The 13,878-nt window shown below is 72.9% G+C and carries 9 protein-coding genes and 1 riboswitch; of the genes, 4 read left to right on the top strand and 5 right to left on the bottom strand.

Translation table 11 applies throughout. The features are described from left to right. Window positions 1–19: 19 nt before the first annotated feature. Complete coding sequence (locus MTR79_RS09000; protein WP_244789697.1) at window positions 20–1,612, bottom strand: ABC transporter substrate-binding protein; 1,593 nt, start codon at window positions 1,610–1,612, stop codon at window positions 20–22. A gap of 191 nt (window positions 1,613–1,803) precedes the next feature. Continuing rightward, window positions 1,804–1,987: riboswitch (cobalamin riboswitch) on the top strand. A gap of 29 nt (window positions 1,988–2,016) precedes the next feature. On the opposite strand from MTR79_RS09000, the gene MTR79_RS08995 reads away from it, so the two are divergent. From MTR79_RS08995 to MTR79_RS08980, 4 genes are read left to right on the top strand one after another with little or no spacing between them, the layout of a single operon-like run. After that, complete coding sequence (locus MTR79_RS08995) at window positions 2,017–2,727, top strand: energy-coupling factor ABC transporter permease (protein WP_086704778.1); 711 nt, start codon at window positions 2,017–2,019, stop codon at window positions 2,725–2,727. Continuing rightward, window positions 2,724–3,095: an energy-coupling factor ABC transporter substrate-binding protein gene (locus tag MTR79_RS08990; RefSeq protein WP_086704779.1), complete on the top strand. Its 372-nt coding sequence runs from the start codon at window positions 2,724–2,726 to the stop codon at window positions 3,093–3,095. Before MTR79_RS08995 ends, MTR79_RS08990 begins: the two co-directional genes overlap by 4 nt. A gap of 7 nt (window positions 3,096–3,102) precedes the next feature. Further along, window positions 3,103–3,852, top strand: a complete 750-nt coding sequence (gene cbiQ / locus MTR79_RS08985; protein ID WP_048456070.1) for a cobalt ECF transporter T component CbiQ — start codon at window positions 3,103–3,105, stop codon at window positions 3,850–3,852. Continuing rightward, on the top strand, window positions 3,849–4,709 hold the full coding sequence (locus tag MTR79_RS08980; RefSeq protein WP_244789696.1) for an ATP-binding cassette domain-containing protein: 861 nt from the start codon (window positions 3,849–3,851) through the stop codon (window positions 4,707–4,709). The genes cbiQ and MTR79_RS08980 overlap by 4 nt, the downstream gene beginning before the upstream one ends. Window positions 4,710–4,712: 3 nt before the next feature. On the opposite strand, the gene MTR79_RS08975 is transcribed toward MTR79_RS08980, so the two are convergent. From MTR79_RS08975 to MTR79_RS08960, 4 genes are all read right to left on the bottom strand, one after another. Next, window positions 4,713–5,228, bottom strand: coding sequence for a hypothetical protein (locus tag MTR79_RS08975; RefSeq protein WP_048456072.1), 516 nt, complete (start codon window positions 5,226–5,228; stop codon window positions 4,713–4,715). A 143-nt stretch (window positions 5,229–5,371) separates the two neighbouring features. Continuing rightward, window positions 5,372–6,166: an SGNH/GDSL hydrolase family protein gene (locus MTR79_RS08970; RefSeq protein WP_280518310.1), complete on the bottom strand. Its 795-nt coding sequence runs from the start codon at window positions 6,164–6,166 to the stop codon at window positions 5,372–5,374. Between the two features lie 264 nt (window positions 6,167–6,430). Continuing rightward, window positions 6,431–11,395: a DNA repair ATPase gene (locus MTR79_RS08965; protein ID WP_244789695.1), complete on the bottom strand. Its 4,965-nt coding sequence runs from the start codon at window positions 11,393–11,395 to the stop codon at window positions 6,431–6,433. Between the two features lie 70 nt (window positions 11,396–11,465). Beyond that, window positions 11,466–13,511 carry a hypothetical protein gene (locus tag MTR79_RS08960; RefSeq protein WP_086705205.1) on the bottom strand — a complete coding sequence of 682 codons (2,046 nt, stop codon included), beginning with the start codon at window positions 13,509–13,511 and terminating at the stop codon, window positions 11,466–11,468. Window positions 13,512–13,878: the final 367 nt, after the last annotated feature.

Here is a 13,878-nt window from a genome sequence, read left to right as displayed (position 1 = left end):
GGGCGCCAGGGGGCGTGGGTCATGCCGCGGGCTGCCAGTCCTCGACGTTCCACCAGGGGCCGGCGGCGAAGCCGTGCTCGTGCGGTTCGGTCTGGGTGGTGAGGCCCTTCCAGCGGTCGGCGAGCACGTACAGGTGGTCGATGTGGGTGAGGAAGGTGTATCCGGGGTCCTTCACGAGGGCGCGCTGGAGGGCGTCGTAGGCGGCCCTGCGGGCCTCGGGGTCCTGGGCGCGGCGGCCCGTCTCCAGGGCGCGGTCGACGGCCGGGTTGTCGTAGTGCGCCATGTTGTTGAAGCCGTCGCCGGCGAGGGAGGAGTGCAGCATCGTGTAGAGCCCGAAGTCGGGGTCGCCGGTGCTGCCGAAGCCCGCGAGGACGGCGTCCCGGTGCATGCGGGGCTCGATGACCTCCCAGGTGGCGCTCTCCACCCGGACGTCGATGCCGGCCTTCTTGGCATCGGAGGCGTAGGCCAGGGCGTGGTCCTGGCGGACCTTGTCGCCGGAGGGGTAGTACAGCGTGAAGCGGGCGGGGCGGCCGTCCTTGGCGCGGATGCCGTCCTCGCCCTTCGTCCAGCCGGCGGCGTCGAGGACGCGGCCGGCCTCGGCGAGGTCGCGCGAGCGCTCGACGTCCTTGGCGAACCACGGGTCGTCCACGGGCAGCGGGCCGTAGGCGGGGCGGCCGGCGCCGTCGAGGATCTTGTCGACCATGGCCTGCCGGTCGACGGCGAGGTCGAGGGCGCGGCGAATCGCGGTGTCACCGGTGACGGGGTTGCCGCTGGGGAGAGTGACGACGCGAACGTCGTAGGAGGTGGCCCGGTAGGTCTTCTTGTCGTCGTCGCTCTTGAAGGTGGTGGCGAGGTTGGGCGGGAGGACCGCGCCGTCGAGGTCGCCGGAGCGGAGCCGGGTGGCGCGGACGTCGTCGTCGGCGACGATCGCCATGGTGAGCTTCTTCACCTTCGGGGTGCCGCCCCAGTAGTGCGGGTTGGCCTTGAAGGTGAGCTTCTCGCCCTTGCGCCAGTCGGCGAGGACGTACGGCCCGGTGCCGACGGGCTTCGTGTTGAAGGGGCCGGTGTTGGGGTCCTGCCCGCCGGCGGCGTGTTCGGGGACGATCGGCAGCACCGTGCGGGCGGCGAACGGCGCGTAGGGGTGGTGGAGGGTGAAGACGACCGTGTCGTCGCCCACCGCCCGGACGTCCTTGACGGCCGCGAGTTCGCTTCTGGCGGTGTTGTTGGTGTCGTCGTCGAGGACCGTGCGGTACGTGAAGACGACGTCCCGCGCGGTCAGCGGCTTGCCGTCGCTGAACTTCACGCCCTTGCGCAGGGTGTACGTGTAGGTGCGTCCGCCGTCCGTGATCCGTGGAAGTGCCGTGGCCAGCGCGGGTTCCAGGGTCATGTCGGCCTTGCGGGCGAGGAGGCCGTCGAACAGCTTGGAGTTGCCGTCCTTGCCGTAGCCGAGGAGCGGGCTGAGGGTGTCGGGCTCGGTGGAGACGCCGATCACCACGGACTCGCCGGCCGCCGCGCCGTCCGTGGTGCCGGAGCCCGGCGCCGAGCAGGCGGAGACCGCCGCGGCCGTCGCCAGCACGGCGGCGGCACCCCGTATGCGTCGTCGGGTCGTCATCGAACCTCACATCCCTCTTGCCGGAAAATCGCTCCTGCATATTAGTTGCAGGAAGACCTTGCCCAGGACGGAGGCCCCCCAGTCACCCCGGTCGCCGCGCTGCCCGAACGCGCAGGTGCGCGCCGGAGTCCGAGCCGCCGGGCGCCCTCCGCGCGCCCCCGTCGCCGCTTGTCAGGGGGCCGCGACGGGGACTACTGTCACCACGCCTTGGTGACGGGAAATCGGTGCGATACCGGTGCGGCCCTCGCCACTGTGATCGGGAAGTCCGGCTCCAGCCCTCACGGGCAGCCACTGGGTTCTTCGGGACCCGGGAAGGCGGAGCACGGGCGGTGGTACCCGTCAGCCAGGAGACCGGCCAAGGCGCGTCAACCATCCACGAGGTGCTGGAGAGGGTCTGCTGAGCCATGCACATTGCCGAGGGTTTCCTGCCTCCGGCGCACGCGGTCGCCTGGGGCGTCGCGTCGGCGCCGTTCGTCGTCCACGGGGCCCGGTCGCTCGTCCGTGACGTCAGAGAGCATCCCGAGAGCACGCTGCTGCTGGGCGCGTCGGGAGCGTTCACGTTCGTCCTGTCCGCGCTGAAACTGCCCTCGGTGACCGGGAGTTGCTCCCACCCCACCGGCACGGGGCTGGGCGCGATCCTGTTCCGGCCGCCGGTCATGGCGGTGCTCGGGACCATCACCCTGCTGTTCCAGGCGCTGCTGCTCGCCCACGGCGGGCTCACCACGCTCGGCGCCAACGTCTTCTCCATGGCGGTCGTCGGCCCCTGGGCGGGGTACGGCGTGTACCGGCTGCTGCGCCGGTACGGCGTGCCGCTGATGGGCGCGGTCTTCTGCGGCGCGTTCGCCGCCGACCTGTCGACGTACTGCGTGACCAGCGTCCAGCTCGCGCTGGCGTTCCCCGACCCGGGCAGCGGGTTCCTGGGCGCGCTGGGGAAGTTCGGCTCCATCTTCGCCGTCACGCAGATCCCGCTCGCGGTCAGCGAAGGTCTGCTGACCGTGCTGGTGATGCGCCTGCTGGTGCAGTCCAGCAGGGGCGAGCTGACCCGGCTCGGGGTGCTGGTCACCTCGGTGGGCGGCGGCAAGCGCGCCGAGTCGGCCGAGGCGGTGGCCCGATGAGCCGCAACGCGAGGATCAACACCCTGCTCCTGCTGCTGGTCGCCGCCCTCGCCGTGATCCCGCTGGCGCTCGGGCTCGGCGACCACAAGGAGGAGCCGTTCGCCGGGGCGGACGGTGAGGCGGAGACCGCGATCACCGAGATCGACCCGGACTACGAACCGTGGTTCTCACCGCTGTACGAACCGCCGTCCGGGGAGATCGAGTCGGCGCTGTTCGCCCTCCAGGCGGCGCTCGGCGCGGGCGTCCTGGCGTACTACTTCGGGCTGCGGCGCGGGCGTCGGCAGGGTGAGGCGCGGGCCCGTGAGGCGGCCGGCGCGCAGGACGCGGACGCGGGAGTGCCCACCGGCGCCGACGGCGGACGGGACTGACAGGCCTGTGCTGCCGATCGACGCGGCGGCGCACAGCAGCCGCTGGCGCCGCCGCCATCCCGTGGACAAGGCCGTCCTCGGTCTCGGCCTCACCGTCCTCGCGATCTCGCTGCCCCCGTGGCCGGGCGCCGCACTGGTACTGGTCACCGCGCTGGTGCTGCTGCTCGGCCCGGCGGGCGTGCCGGCCGGGCGGCTGTGGCGGGCGTACCGGGTGCCGCTGGGGTTCTGCGTCACCGGGGCGCTGACCCTGCTGGTGCGGGTGGGCGGGCCCGGTGGTTTCCTGTCGCCCGCCCCCGACGGGCCCTTGCGCGCCGGGGAGTTGCTGCTGCGCACTTCGGCCGCCTCGCTGGGCGTGCTGCTGTTCGCGTTCACCACGCCGATGTCGGACCTGCTGCCACGCCTGGTGCGCGCCGGGGTGCCCGCGCCGCTCGTGGACGTGGCGCTCGTGACGTACCGGATGAGCTTCCTGCTGCTGGACTCGGTGCGCCGGGTGCACCGGGCACAGGCGGCGCGGCTCGGCCACACCACCCGCGCGGCGACCTGGCGTTCGCTCGGCGGGCTCGGCGCGACCGCGTTCGTCCGGTCCTTCGACCGTGCCGCGCGGCTGCAGACCGGGCTCGCGGGCCGCGGCTACGACGGCGCCCTGCGCGTGCTGGTGCCGGAGGCCCGGGTGTCCGTCCGGTTCACGGCAGCGAGCGGAACGCTTCTCGCGGCGCTGGCCGCCCTCACCTTCGTACTGGAAAGGCCCCTGTCGTGAGCGGATCCGGGCTGGTGTCACTGCGGGACGTGTCGTTCGCGTACGAGGAGGGGCCGCCGGTGTTCACCGGGCTCGACTTCGAGGTGCGCGAGGGGAGGGCGCTGGCGCTGCTGGGGCGCAACGGCAGCGGCAAGACCACCCTGATGCGGCTGCTGAGCGGCGGACTGCGGCCGCACGGCGGGGAGTTGCTGCTGTCGGGCCGTGCGGTACGGCACGACCGGAAGGGGCTGACGGTGCTGCGCAGCACCGTGCAGCTGGTGGTGCAGGACCCGGACGACCAGCTGTTCGCGGCATCCGTGGGGCAGGACGTGTCGTTCGGGCCGCTGAACCTGGGGCTGCCGGACGCGGAGGTGCGTGCGCGGGTCGCGGAGGCGCTGGAGGCGCTGGACATCGCCGCGCTCGCCGACCGGCCCACGCATCTGCTGTCGTACGGGCAGCGGAAACGGACGGCGATCGCCGGCGCGGTCGCGATGCGGCCGCGGGTGCTGATCCTGGACGAGCCGACGGCGGGCCTCGACCCCGACGGCCAGGAACGCCTGTTGGCCACTCTCGACGGTCGGCGGGCGGGCGGTACGACGGTGGTGATGGCCACGCACGACGTGGACCTCGCCCTGCGCTGGGCCGACGACGCGGCCCTGCTGACCCCGTCGGGCGCCCACACCGGCCCGGTGGCCGCGATGCTGTCCCGGCGGGACCTTCTCACGGCGGCGGGGCTCAGGCTGCCGTGGGGCGTGGCGGCCGGGCTGTTCCTGCGGGCGCACGGGGTGCGGACGGACGGGGACGCCGGTCCCCGCACCCCGGAAGAACTGGCGGCGGTGGCCGCCCTGCCGGAGTACGGGGACCGGAGGCGGGGTTAGGGCCTAGCAGCCGCCGCAGTTGTAGTAGGTGACGTCCCAGTGGTTGCCCTCGTCGGCGTAGACGTTGCCCGAGCCGGACCGCCACTGCGGGGCTCCGTCGCCGCGCACGCCGATGTAGGTGAAGGTGTTCTTGATGTAGTTCCCGACGCAGGTGGTCTTGGAGTAGTCGAGCTTGTAGCCGTTCCAGTGCGAGTACGTGCCGGAGGCGTGCCCGGTCTCGGTGCCGCCGGTGATGTTCAGGGCGCAGCCGGTGGCCCGCTTCAGGGTCTGGGCGCCCTGGGCGGTGGCCAGGTTGAGCTGGTCGAACGACGTGCAGGTGGACACGTTGCGGTTGGAGCAGCCTCCGGAGGACGACCACGTGATGCCGACCTGGCTGAACATGGAGGTCGCGGTGGCGTGGCTGATCTTGGTGACGGCGGCGGCCTCCCCCGCGGTGCCCACGACGGCCGCGCCCGGGGCGACGACGAGGGCGAGGGCGGTCAGGACCGAGCGGAGTTTGGGGGCCTTGAGGGTCTTCATGTGGGGGACCTTCCTGCTGCGGGGCCAGGGTTCGTGGGGGAACGGCTGTGCAGGCGGAGCAGACAGATGATGCCCGGGGTCTACGCGCGTCTGCCAGAGGACAAATCGGAATGCCGCCGCCTGCGCGTGCCGCTGGTGTTCCGTCAGACCGCCGACCGGAAGGCGGGGAGGTAACCGGAGGACTGGCCGACGGCCTTCGGGTGGTAGGAGTTGCCGATCGGGATGGTGACGCTGTGCAGCCAGGCGTCGCCCGAGCAGATCTCGTGGCCGGTGAACTCGTCGACCACGCCGGACCAGGCGAACCCGGCGTCGGCCGCGCGCTTCGCGATCACCCCGTTGAGCGTGTCGCCCGCGCTGTTGATGGCGCTGCGCTCGGTTTCGCTGAGTCCGACGACGCAGCTGCCGGACAGCTTGTAGAAGCGCGGGTAACCGAGGACGACGACCCGGGCCTGCGGGGCACGGGAGCGGATCGCGGAGTACAGCGAGTCGAGCCTGCCCGGCAGGGAGTTCTGCATCTGCGAGACGGCGCTGTTCACGGCGGAGACGCAGGTGGCCTCGCTCTGCAGGACGCAGGTCTGCATGACGTCGGCGAAGCCGATGTCGTTGCCGCCGGCGGTGACGCTGACGAGGGTGGTGGTGGAGGACAGCGCGCCCAGCTGCGTGGAGGCCACGCTCGTGCTCGTCGCGCCCGAGCAGGCGACGAACTTGAACGACGCGGGGGCGTTGGCGTTGCTCCACAGCTGCGGGTAGGCGGCGGTGCTGCGTTTGCAGTCGCCGCTCTCGGAGGTGTAGCTCCCGGCGCCCACTCCGGAGGAGTAGGAGTCGCCGAGCGCCACGTAGTGGTGGCCGGCGGCCGCGGCAGGGTGCGCCAGGCCGAGGACGGTCGCCACACCGAGGACGAGGGTGGCGAGCGTTGTTCCCAGTGAACGCGTTGACACGTGTATCCGCCTCTCACGACGAAACTCGCGACGGTGGTTGAGGGAGCAACAGGTGTTGTAGCAGGACGGAATACCGCGCGGTAACCACCAGTTGAAAAGTCATCCACTATGACCCGAATACTGATCCGGGCGATCCAGCTCCGCGCGTAGATAAACCTTGGCTGCGCCATGTTCACGCCAACGTTGTGGCCAAAAAAGTGCCGGGCCGCCCCCCGCGCGGCCCGGCATCCGGTGTGGCCGAACGGCCCTTCCCGACGCCCCCGTTCAGTCCTCCCCCTCCTGCCGCGGCGAGGTCGCGAGGAGGCGCCGGGGATCGGCCGCGCGCGTGATCGCCGACTCCACCGCCGCGATGCGGTCACCGAGCAGGGCGAGCGCGGACACCGCGCGGGCGAGGGCGTCGTCGTCCGGACCGCCCAGGGTGAGGGTGCGGAGGTGGGCCGCCTTCACCTCCGCCCAGCGAGCCGCCAGTTCGGGCGTGAGCGTGCCGCGCAGTTCGGCGAGCTTCAGCAGGTTCGCCTCGGCGCCGCTGGTGAGGGTCTGGGCCTCGGCCGTGTAGTGGTCCTCGATCACGGCGGACAGCTCGGCGTCGTTCATCACGGGCTGGATCCGCTGGGCGATCTTGTTCATGTTGCGGTACGAGCCCTGGAGCAGGAACGGCGGCTCGGTGCGGGCGTGGTCGGAGCGGGCCGCGGACGCGATGTAGGCCGCGTTGACCGCGAGCACCGTGCGGCGTGCGGTGAGCAGATGGCGCAGCACCGCGAGCACACGGTCGAGTTCGGTCGGCGCGTACGGGTGGAGCAGACGGTCCGGGCGGGCCGTCGGGTCGTCGGAGGCGAGCCGGATCAGCAGGTCCAGGTCGGCACGGTCGCGTCCGGCGAGCGGCGCGAGCACCGGGTTCGCGGTGAGCGCGTTCTCGACGAAGCTGAGCGCGAAGACGTCCTCCTTCCCGGTGAGGACGTCGCCCAGGTTCCACACGTCGGCCCGGTTGGCCAGCATGTCGGGCACCCGGAAGACCTCGCCGGACTCGGTGTAGGGGTTGCCGGCCATGCACACCGCGAACCGCTTGCCGCGCAGGTCGTAGGTGCGCGGTCCGCCCTGCCAGACGCCCTCCACCCGGCGGGTGGCGTCGCACAGCGGGATGAACTTCTGCAGCAGTTCTGGCGAGGTGTGCTGGATGTCGTCCAGGTACAGCAGGGTGTTGCTGCCCGCCGCCAGCGCGAAGTTGATCTTCTCGATCTCCTGGCGGGCGGTGGCGTTCGGGGCTTCCGCCGGGTCGAGCGAGGTGACGCCGTGGCCGAGCGCGGGGCCGCTGACCCGCACCAGGACCAGGCCGAGGCGGTGGGCGACGTACTCCATGAGGGTCGTCTTGCCGTAGCCGGGCGGGGAGAGGAGCAGCAGCAGTCCGCCGGCGCCCGTGCGGGCGGACTCGCCCGTGGTGCCGAGCTGCTTGGCGAGGCTGTCGCCGATCAACGGCAGGTACACCTCGTCGACCAGCCGGTTGCGGACGAACGACGCCATCACGCGCGGCCGGTGGTCGTCCAGGCGCAGCCGGGCCCGCTCGGCGGTGACGAGGGCGGCACGGCGGCGCTGGAAGGCACGGAAGGCGGGCACCTCGCGCGCCCGGAAGGCGTCGGTGCGGGCGAGGAACTCGTCGAGGCGGAGCGTGAGACGGCGGTCGGTGATGCGCGGGTGGGTGGAGACCAGGCCCTCGACGGTGACGGTGAGGGGCGCGTCCGACTCGTGGCGGTGCACGTCCGGGCACAGCTCGGCGGCCACGGCCTCCGCGAGGTCCCCGGGGTCCGCCTGCTCACCGGCCGCCCGCGCGTAGGCGGTGAGCCACGCCTCGACGAGCTGACGGCGCGCGCCGAGGTCGCCGAGGGCGGTGAGGTCCTCGTCGTACGCCTCGCCGGCGACGGTGCGGCGGAACTTGTCGAGCAGGGAGCGGGCGCGGGCGCTGACCACGAACCCCTCGGGCCCGGTGGTCAGTTCGTCGAAGAGGTACGCGGCGCACGCCTCCGGGCGGACCGGGGCGTCCGGGTCCCACTCCCCCACCACGCGTGCGAGTTCGTCCCGCAGCGCGTCCAGCGCGGGCGGCGCGCCGAAGGCGTCCCGGACCCGGGCCAGCGAGCGAGCGCGGCGGGCCCAGCCGGCGCGCTCCGGCTCCGTGGTGGCGTGCGCCCAGAACAGCAGGGCGTGGGCGCGGGCGGCGGAGGCGTGGCGCAGGGTGCCGGCGCCGTCGAACAGGGGCAGCAGGGCGGTGAGGAGCGTGGTGGCGTCGTGGTCGTGCACGCCCCGCTCGCAGCCCTCGTCGTACGCCTCCTCGGCGGCCGTGCGGACCAGTGCGGCGAGGTCGTCGGCGGCGGCGAGCGCGTCCGGGCCGTGTTCGTGCAGCAGCCGTGCGGCGAGGTGTTCGGCGCGGCTCACCCGCGGCGACTCGGACGGCAGGTGCCGGTCCCACAGGGGGCGGTCGGCGAGCAGGGCCGGGTCGGTGACGGGAACGCGGTAGTCGGTGCCGGTGAGGGCGAGGGCGAGGCCGTCGTCGTGCGGCACGACGGTGAGGTCGAAGGGCTGGGTGGAGACGGCGAAGCGGTGGGCGCCCAGGCGGATGGTGCGGCCGCCGTCGGCATAGAGGTCGGTGCGGTCGCGCAGGGCGCGGGCGGCCTCCTCGCGGGCGGAGCGCAGCTTGCCGTCGAGTTCCTCGGCGCGGACCCGGTCACCGAGGGCGCGCAGTTCGTCGGCGCTGCGGCGGACCTTGGCGACCAGCGGGTCGGAGGCGAAGTAGGTGCTCACCGCGTCGGCGTCGGCGAGCGCCGCGCTGCGGCGGGCGATCGTCTCCAGCACCCGCTCGGCGGCGGACGCGAGCTGCCCCGCACGCCGGGCGCGGGCGTCGGTGAGGCTCTGCTTGCGGGCGGAGAAGGCCTCGTGGATCTCGGTGCGCCTGTCGGCGAGTTCGCCGAGGACGTCGTCGAACTCGGCGAAACGCGACTCCAGTTCCTCGAGCTGGGCGAGGACCCGGGCCATCTGGTCGTCGCAGGCGTCCGGGTCGTCGGCGGCGGTGAGGGCGCCGGTGACGGTCTGGCCGAGCAGGGTCAGCTCGGCGGCGAAACCGGCGCGCGCCTCCCGGTCGAGCAGGGCCCGGCGGCGGGTGTCGAGGGTGGCGCGGGCTCGGTTGACTCCGCCCATGGCGTCGGCGACGCGCTCCAGGACACCGGTGCGGACGGTGGCGTCGGCGATGTCGAGCCCGGCGACCACCTCGGTGACCGTGCGCAGTCCGTCGGCGAGTTCGTCGAGCCGGGCGGCGAGCGGGACGGCCTGGGCGGTGGTGGTGACCGCCTCGATGTCGGTGTGCAGCCGCTCCAGGCCGGTGTGGTGGGCGGCGAAGGCGTCCTCGCGGGCGAGGAACGCGACGGCGCGCTGTCCGAAGGAGCCGAGGTCGTCCTCGGCCTCCACGGCGAGCGCGTCGATGCGCTCATGGTCCGCGTACCGCATCTCCTTGAGGGTCAACAGGTGACCCTGCGCCTGGCGGAGTTCGGTGAGGCCGCGCACCCAGGCGGCGGCCTCGCGCGGCTGTTCGCCGCGCAGCCGGCGCACCACGGCGGCGATGCGCCCGGCGGCCTCGTCGAGCGCCTCGGCGGCCCGGCGGGTGAGGTCGGTGACCGTCTCGAACTCGGCGAGCACCTGCTCGGCGGTGGCGCGCACCTCCTCCAGCGGGGAGCGCAGATCGCCGACCTCGGGGTCGCCCAGCCAGTGGTGGGTGTCCAGGGCCCGCACGCAGGCAGCGGCCAGGGTCGCATAGATCTCGGCGGTGGGGGTGGTCTCGGCGGCGGAGCGGGCCAGCGACAGGCAGTCGGAGATGCCGCGGACGAGGTCGGCGTTGCCCACCCGGGCCAGCGGCCCCTCCCCCACCGGCCGGGCGGCGGCGCGGGCGTCGGACAGGTACGGCGTGTCCCACAGCTGCACCGGGTGCACGCGGGCGGGTTCGTCGCCCTCGGGGCGCAGCAGGGTGAGGTGGCCGTCGTCGAAGAGGGCCCAGCCGTGGCAGGCCATGGGGGTGGCGACGGCCTCACGGATCTGGTTGTAGGAGAGCAGCAGGGCGCGTCCCCGCGCGGGCGCGTGGAAGGCGTAGAGCACGTCCTCTCCGTACGGGGAGCGCACCTCCCGCTCGAACTCCATGCCCTCGGTGTCGAGGTCGTAGGTCTTGTGGCTGCCGGCGGCGAGGCAGTAGCCGCCGGGGAAGACGATGCCCTGGTCCTCGGGCAGCCGGCGGACGCCCTGTCCGATGCCGTCGAGGCGGACGACGGTGCGGGTGAGGGTGTTGAAGACCAGGTGGCGGTGGGCGGTCTCCTTGTACGGGAGGATCCGCAGCAGGATCAGCGGGCCGACGCGGGCGTGGGCGATGTCGGCGTCGGCGAGGGACTGCAGGGGCTCGTCGACGGGCTCGCTGTGGATGCCGTCGGGCGTGCCGGTGTCGTTCTCCGCCTTGACGGTGAGGGTGCCGCCGAGGGTGTCGACGAACACCTCGCCCCGCACGGAGACGTGCGGGTGGCGGCCGAGGACGTGGTCCTCGCGGGTGGCGGGCGTCCACTCCACGTCGGCGGGCGGGACGCGCGCGTGGTCGCGGTCGCCGCGCGCGTCGAGGAAGGCGGCGCGGCCGTCCTCGGACACCGACCAACGCAGGACGCGGATGTCGCCGGGCTTCTCACCGGTCTGGAAGACGGCGAGCAGCCTGCCCTCGACGCGGCGCAGCCGCAGCAGGCGGGCCTGCCGGTAGTAGCGGTGCAGGGCGGCGAACTCCCGCTGGAAGGCGGGGTCGTCGAGCAGGCCGGGCACGGCGTCGTCGGGCAGCCGGTTCAGGTCGCGGTCGTGTGCGGCGAGGACGTCGCCGACGGTGGTGTCCCGCTCCGGGCGGGGCCGGGTCTCGTAGCCGAGGAGCAGCACGTCGCCGACGGCGACGACGTCCCGGGGCACGGCGGTGCGCTCGGTGCGCAGCCGCTCGGTGCCGGTGAGGCGCAGCTCGGGCGCGCCGAACTCCTCGGTCCGGCGCCGGTTCAACGCCTCTGCCCGGCGCGCGAGTTCGGAGGCGCGGTCGGTGAGGCGGTCGCGCAGCACCTGGTAGGCGCCGCCGTCGACCGCCGTGCCGGGCCGCCGCGGGGTCGTACCGGCGGTCGTCTCCGGGGCGGCGCCGGGGCGGGCGCTGTCGTGGTCGGTCTCGTGGGTGCCGGTGGTCATGGCTGCCTCTCGGGAAGGTGCCGGCCGGGAGCCGCCGTCCCCTGTGCGGCGGCTCCCGGCCGGGTGGTGGTCAGGCCCTGGTGTGGCCGTTCAGCACGGCCAGCGGAGTGTCCGCCAGGCCCAACTCACCCGCCTTGTCGAGCAGTTGCTTGAACTGCCCGGTGTTGTCGCCGCCCTGCTTCATCAGCTTCATCAGCAGGGCGGACACCGTGAGGTTCTGGACGTCGGAGGTGGAGACGGAGCCGAGCATGCGGCTCAGGTCGTCGGTGAAGCTCGCGGAGCCGTCCAGCCAGGGCCCGGCGAGGGCCTGCGCGGTCTCGGAGTTCTTGACGAAGCCGTCCACGCCCTTGCCGAGCGCGATGGACGACACCAGGCGGTCGAAGAAGACCGAGTCGCCGCCGACGATGTTGATGTCCGCGTTCTCCAGGCCGGTGGCGAGCACGGTGGCCTGCGCCTCCGCGACCTGCCTCTGTACGTCGAGCCCGGCGAGGCGCACGTCCTTCTCGGCCTCCAGCCGCAGGCGGTACTCCTCGTGGCCGCGGGACGCCTCGTCGAGCGCGGCCATCGCAGCCGCCTTCTCGGTGAGGCCGGCCGCCTCGGCGCGCAGCTTGCTGCCGACGGCCTCCGCCTCGGCGAGCGCCTTGGCCCGGGCTCCCTCGGCCTCCGCGCGCAGCCGGGCCTCGGTGGCCTCGGCCTCGGCGCGGCCCGCCTTCTCGATGACCTCGGCCTCCTTGTCGCGCACCTGGACGGCGGCGAGCCCTTCGGCGGCGGACTCCGCCTGGACGCCCTCAGCGAGCCGCAGCTTGGCCTTGGCGTCCAGGTCGGCCGTCTTCAACCGGGCCTCGGCGAGGGTGAGTTCCTCGGCGGCGCGGTGCGCGGCGGCCTGCTCGGCGGCCTCGGCGGCCTTGATGTCCTTGACCAGCTTCTCCTGCGCCTCGGCCTCCGCCGCGATGATCACGGCCTGGCGCCGGCGCTCCGCCTCCTCGACGGCCCGCAGCTTCTTGATGGACTCCTCCTGCTCGGCGACCGTGCGGTCCACCGCGACCCGCTCGCGGATGACCTCGGCGATCTCCCGCTTCTCCGCCTCGACCTCCTTGTCGGCGGCGATCCTGGTCAGCGAGGTCTCCCGTTCGCGGGCGATGACCTCCAGCAGGCGGTCCTTCTCGATGCGCTCGCTCTCCACGGCGATGACCCGCTCGCGGTTCTTCGCGGCGACGGCGACCTCGCGGGCCTGGTTCTCCCGCTGCACGCCGAGCTGTTCCTCGGTGCGCAGGAAGGCGCTCTGTGCCCGCAGCCGCTCCTCCTCGACGACCCGCGCGGTCTCCGCCTCCTCGCGGGCGCGCACGGTCTCGATCTCCCGCTTCTGCTTGATCTCCGCGTCGGCCTGCCGGCGCTGGAGTTCCAGGATCGCCTCGCGCGCGTCGACGTCCTGCCGGGTGATCTCCTTCTCCTCGTTGCGCTGCGCCTCGTTGGTGCGGACGTGCTCCACCGCGGTCAACTCGGTGATCTTGCGGATGCCCTGCGCGTCGAGGACGTTGCCCGGGTCGAGCTGGGTGAGCGGCGTCTGCTCCAGGTAGTCGATCGCGGCGTCCTCGAGGTGGTAGCCGTTCAGGTCGACGCCGATGACCTCGATGATGCGGTACCGCAGCTCCTCACGCTTGGTGTAGAGGTCGGTGAAGTCCATCTGCTTGCCGACGGTCTTCAGCGCCTCGGAGAACTTCGCGTGGAACAGCTCCTGGAGCGTGTTGCGGTCACTGGCGCGGGCTGTGCCGACGGCCTGCGCGACCTTGATGACGTCCTCGACGGTCTTGTTGACCTTGACGAAGAACGTGATGCGGATGTCCGCGCGGATGTTGTCCCGGCAGATCAGTCCTTCCTTGCCGGCGCGGGTGATCTCGATGGTCTTCACCGAGATGTCCATCACCTCGGCCTTGTGCAGCACGGGGAGCACGACCGAGCCGGTGAAGGTCACGTCGACCTTGCGGAGCTTGGAGACGATCAGCGCCTTGCCCTGTTCCACCTTGCGGAACAGTTTGGTGACGAGCAGCAGGCCGATGAGCACGAGCAACAGGGCGGCGCCGACGAGTACGGCGATGCCCACGGTGGCGGCATCCATGGGACACGTCCTTCTGGGCTGACTTACGGGCAGAAGTCGGATGTGTGCGGCGCCTCGCGGGCGAGGGCCTCAAGGGTGTGGGGCCTCGCTCCGGAGCGAGGCGGTGACGTCCGGTGGTGATGGAGACGGCTCAGCCGTCGACGCGGTTTCGCGCCGGGCGCGGAGGGTTGCCCTCCGTGCGGAGGCGTGTCGCACCGCCCCGGTCCGCGCCGCGCGTGCGCGGGGACCGGGGCGGCCAGGGTTCGTCGGGGGCGCTGCGGTGCAGCGGTCCCGTGCGACGGGAGGCGGCCGGGCCGTGGGCGCGGTTCACGAAGGTCTTCATATGCCCGCCCCCTCTCCGTCTTTCCGTCCGTGCGTGCGACGGTCG

Origin of the sequence: Streptomyces sp. BJ20 (assembly GCF_022869105.1) — a bacterium.
Taxonomy (GTDB): domain Bacteria; phylum Actinomycetota; class Actinomycetes; order Streptomycetales; family Streptomycetaceae; genus Streptomyces; species Streptomyces griseoincarnatus.
Note: the sequence above shows the minus strand (reverse complement) of the source record. Positions and strands in the feature narration are given on the sequence as shown.

What these genes read in the sequence shown, in the direction of transcription:
- MTR79_RS09000 (WP_244789697.1), bottom strand. Translation starts at nt 1,612, where the DNA reads ATGACGACCCGACGACGCATACGGGGTGCCGCCGCCGTGCTGGCGACG.
- MTR79_RS08995 (WP_086704778.1), top strand. Translation starts at nt 2,017, where the DNA reads ATGCACATTGCCGAGGGTTTCCTGCCTCCGGCGCACGCGGTCGCCTGG.
- MTR79_RS08990 (WP_086704779.1), top strand. Translation starts at nt 2,724, where the DNA reads ATGAGCCGCAACGCGAGGATCAACACCCTGCTCCTGCTGCTGGTCGCC.
- MTR79_RS08975 (WP_048456072.1), bottom strand. Translation starts at nt 5,228, where the DNA reads ATGAAGACCCTCAAGGCCCCCAAACTCCGCTCGGTCCTGACCGCCCTC.
- MTR79_RS08965 (WP_244789695.1), bottom strand. Translation starts at nt 11,395, where the DNA reads ATGACCACCGGCACCCACGAGACCGACCACGACAGCGCCCGCCCCGGC.
- MTR79_RS08960 (WP_086705205.1), bottom strand. Translation starts at nt 13,511, where the DNA reads ATGGATGCCGCCACCGTGGGCATCGCCGTACTCGTCGGCGCCGCCCTG.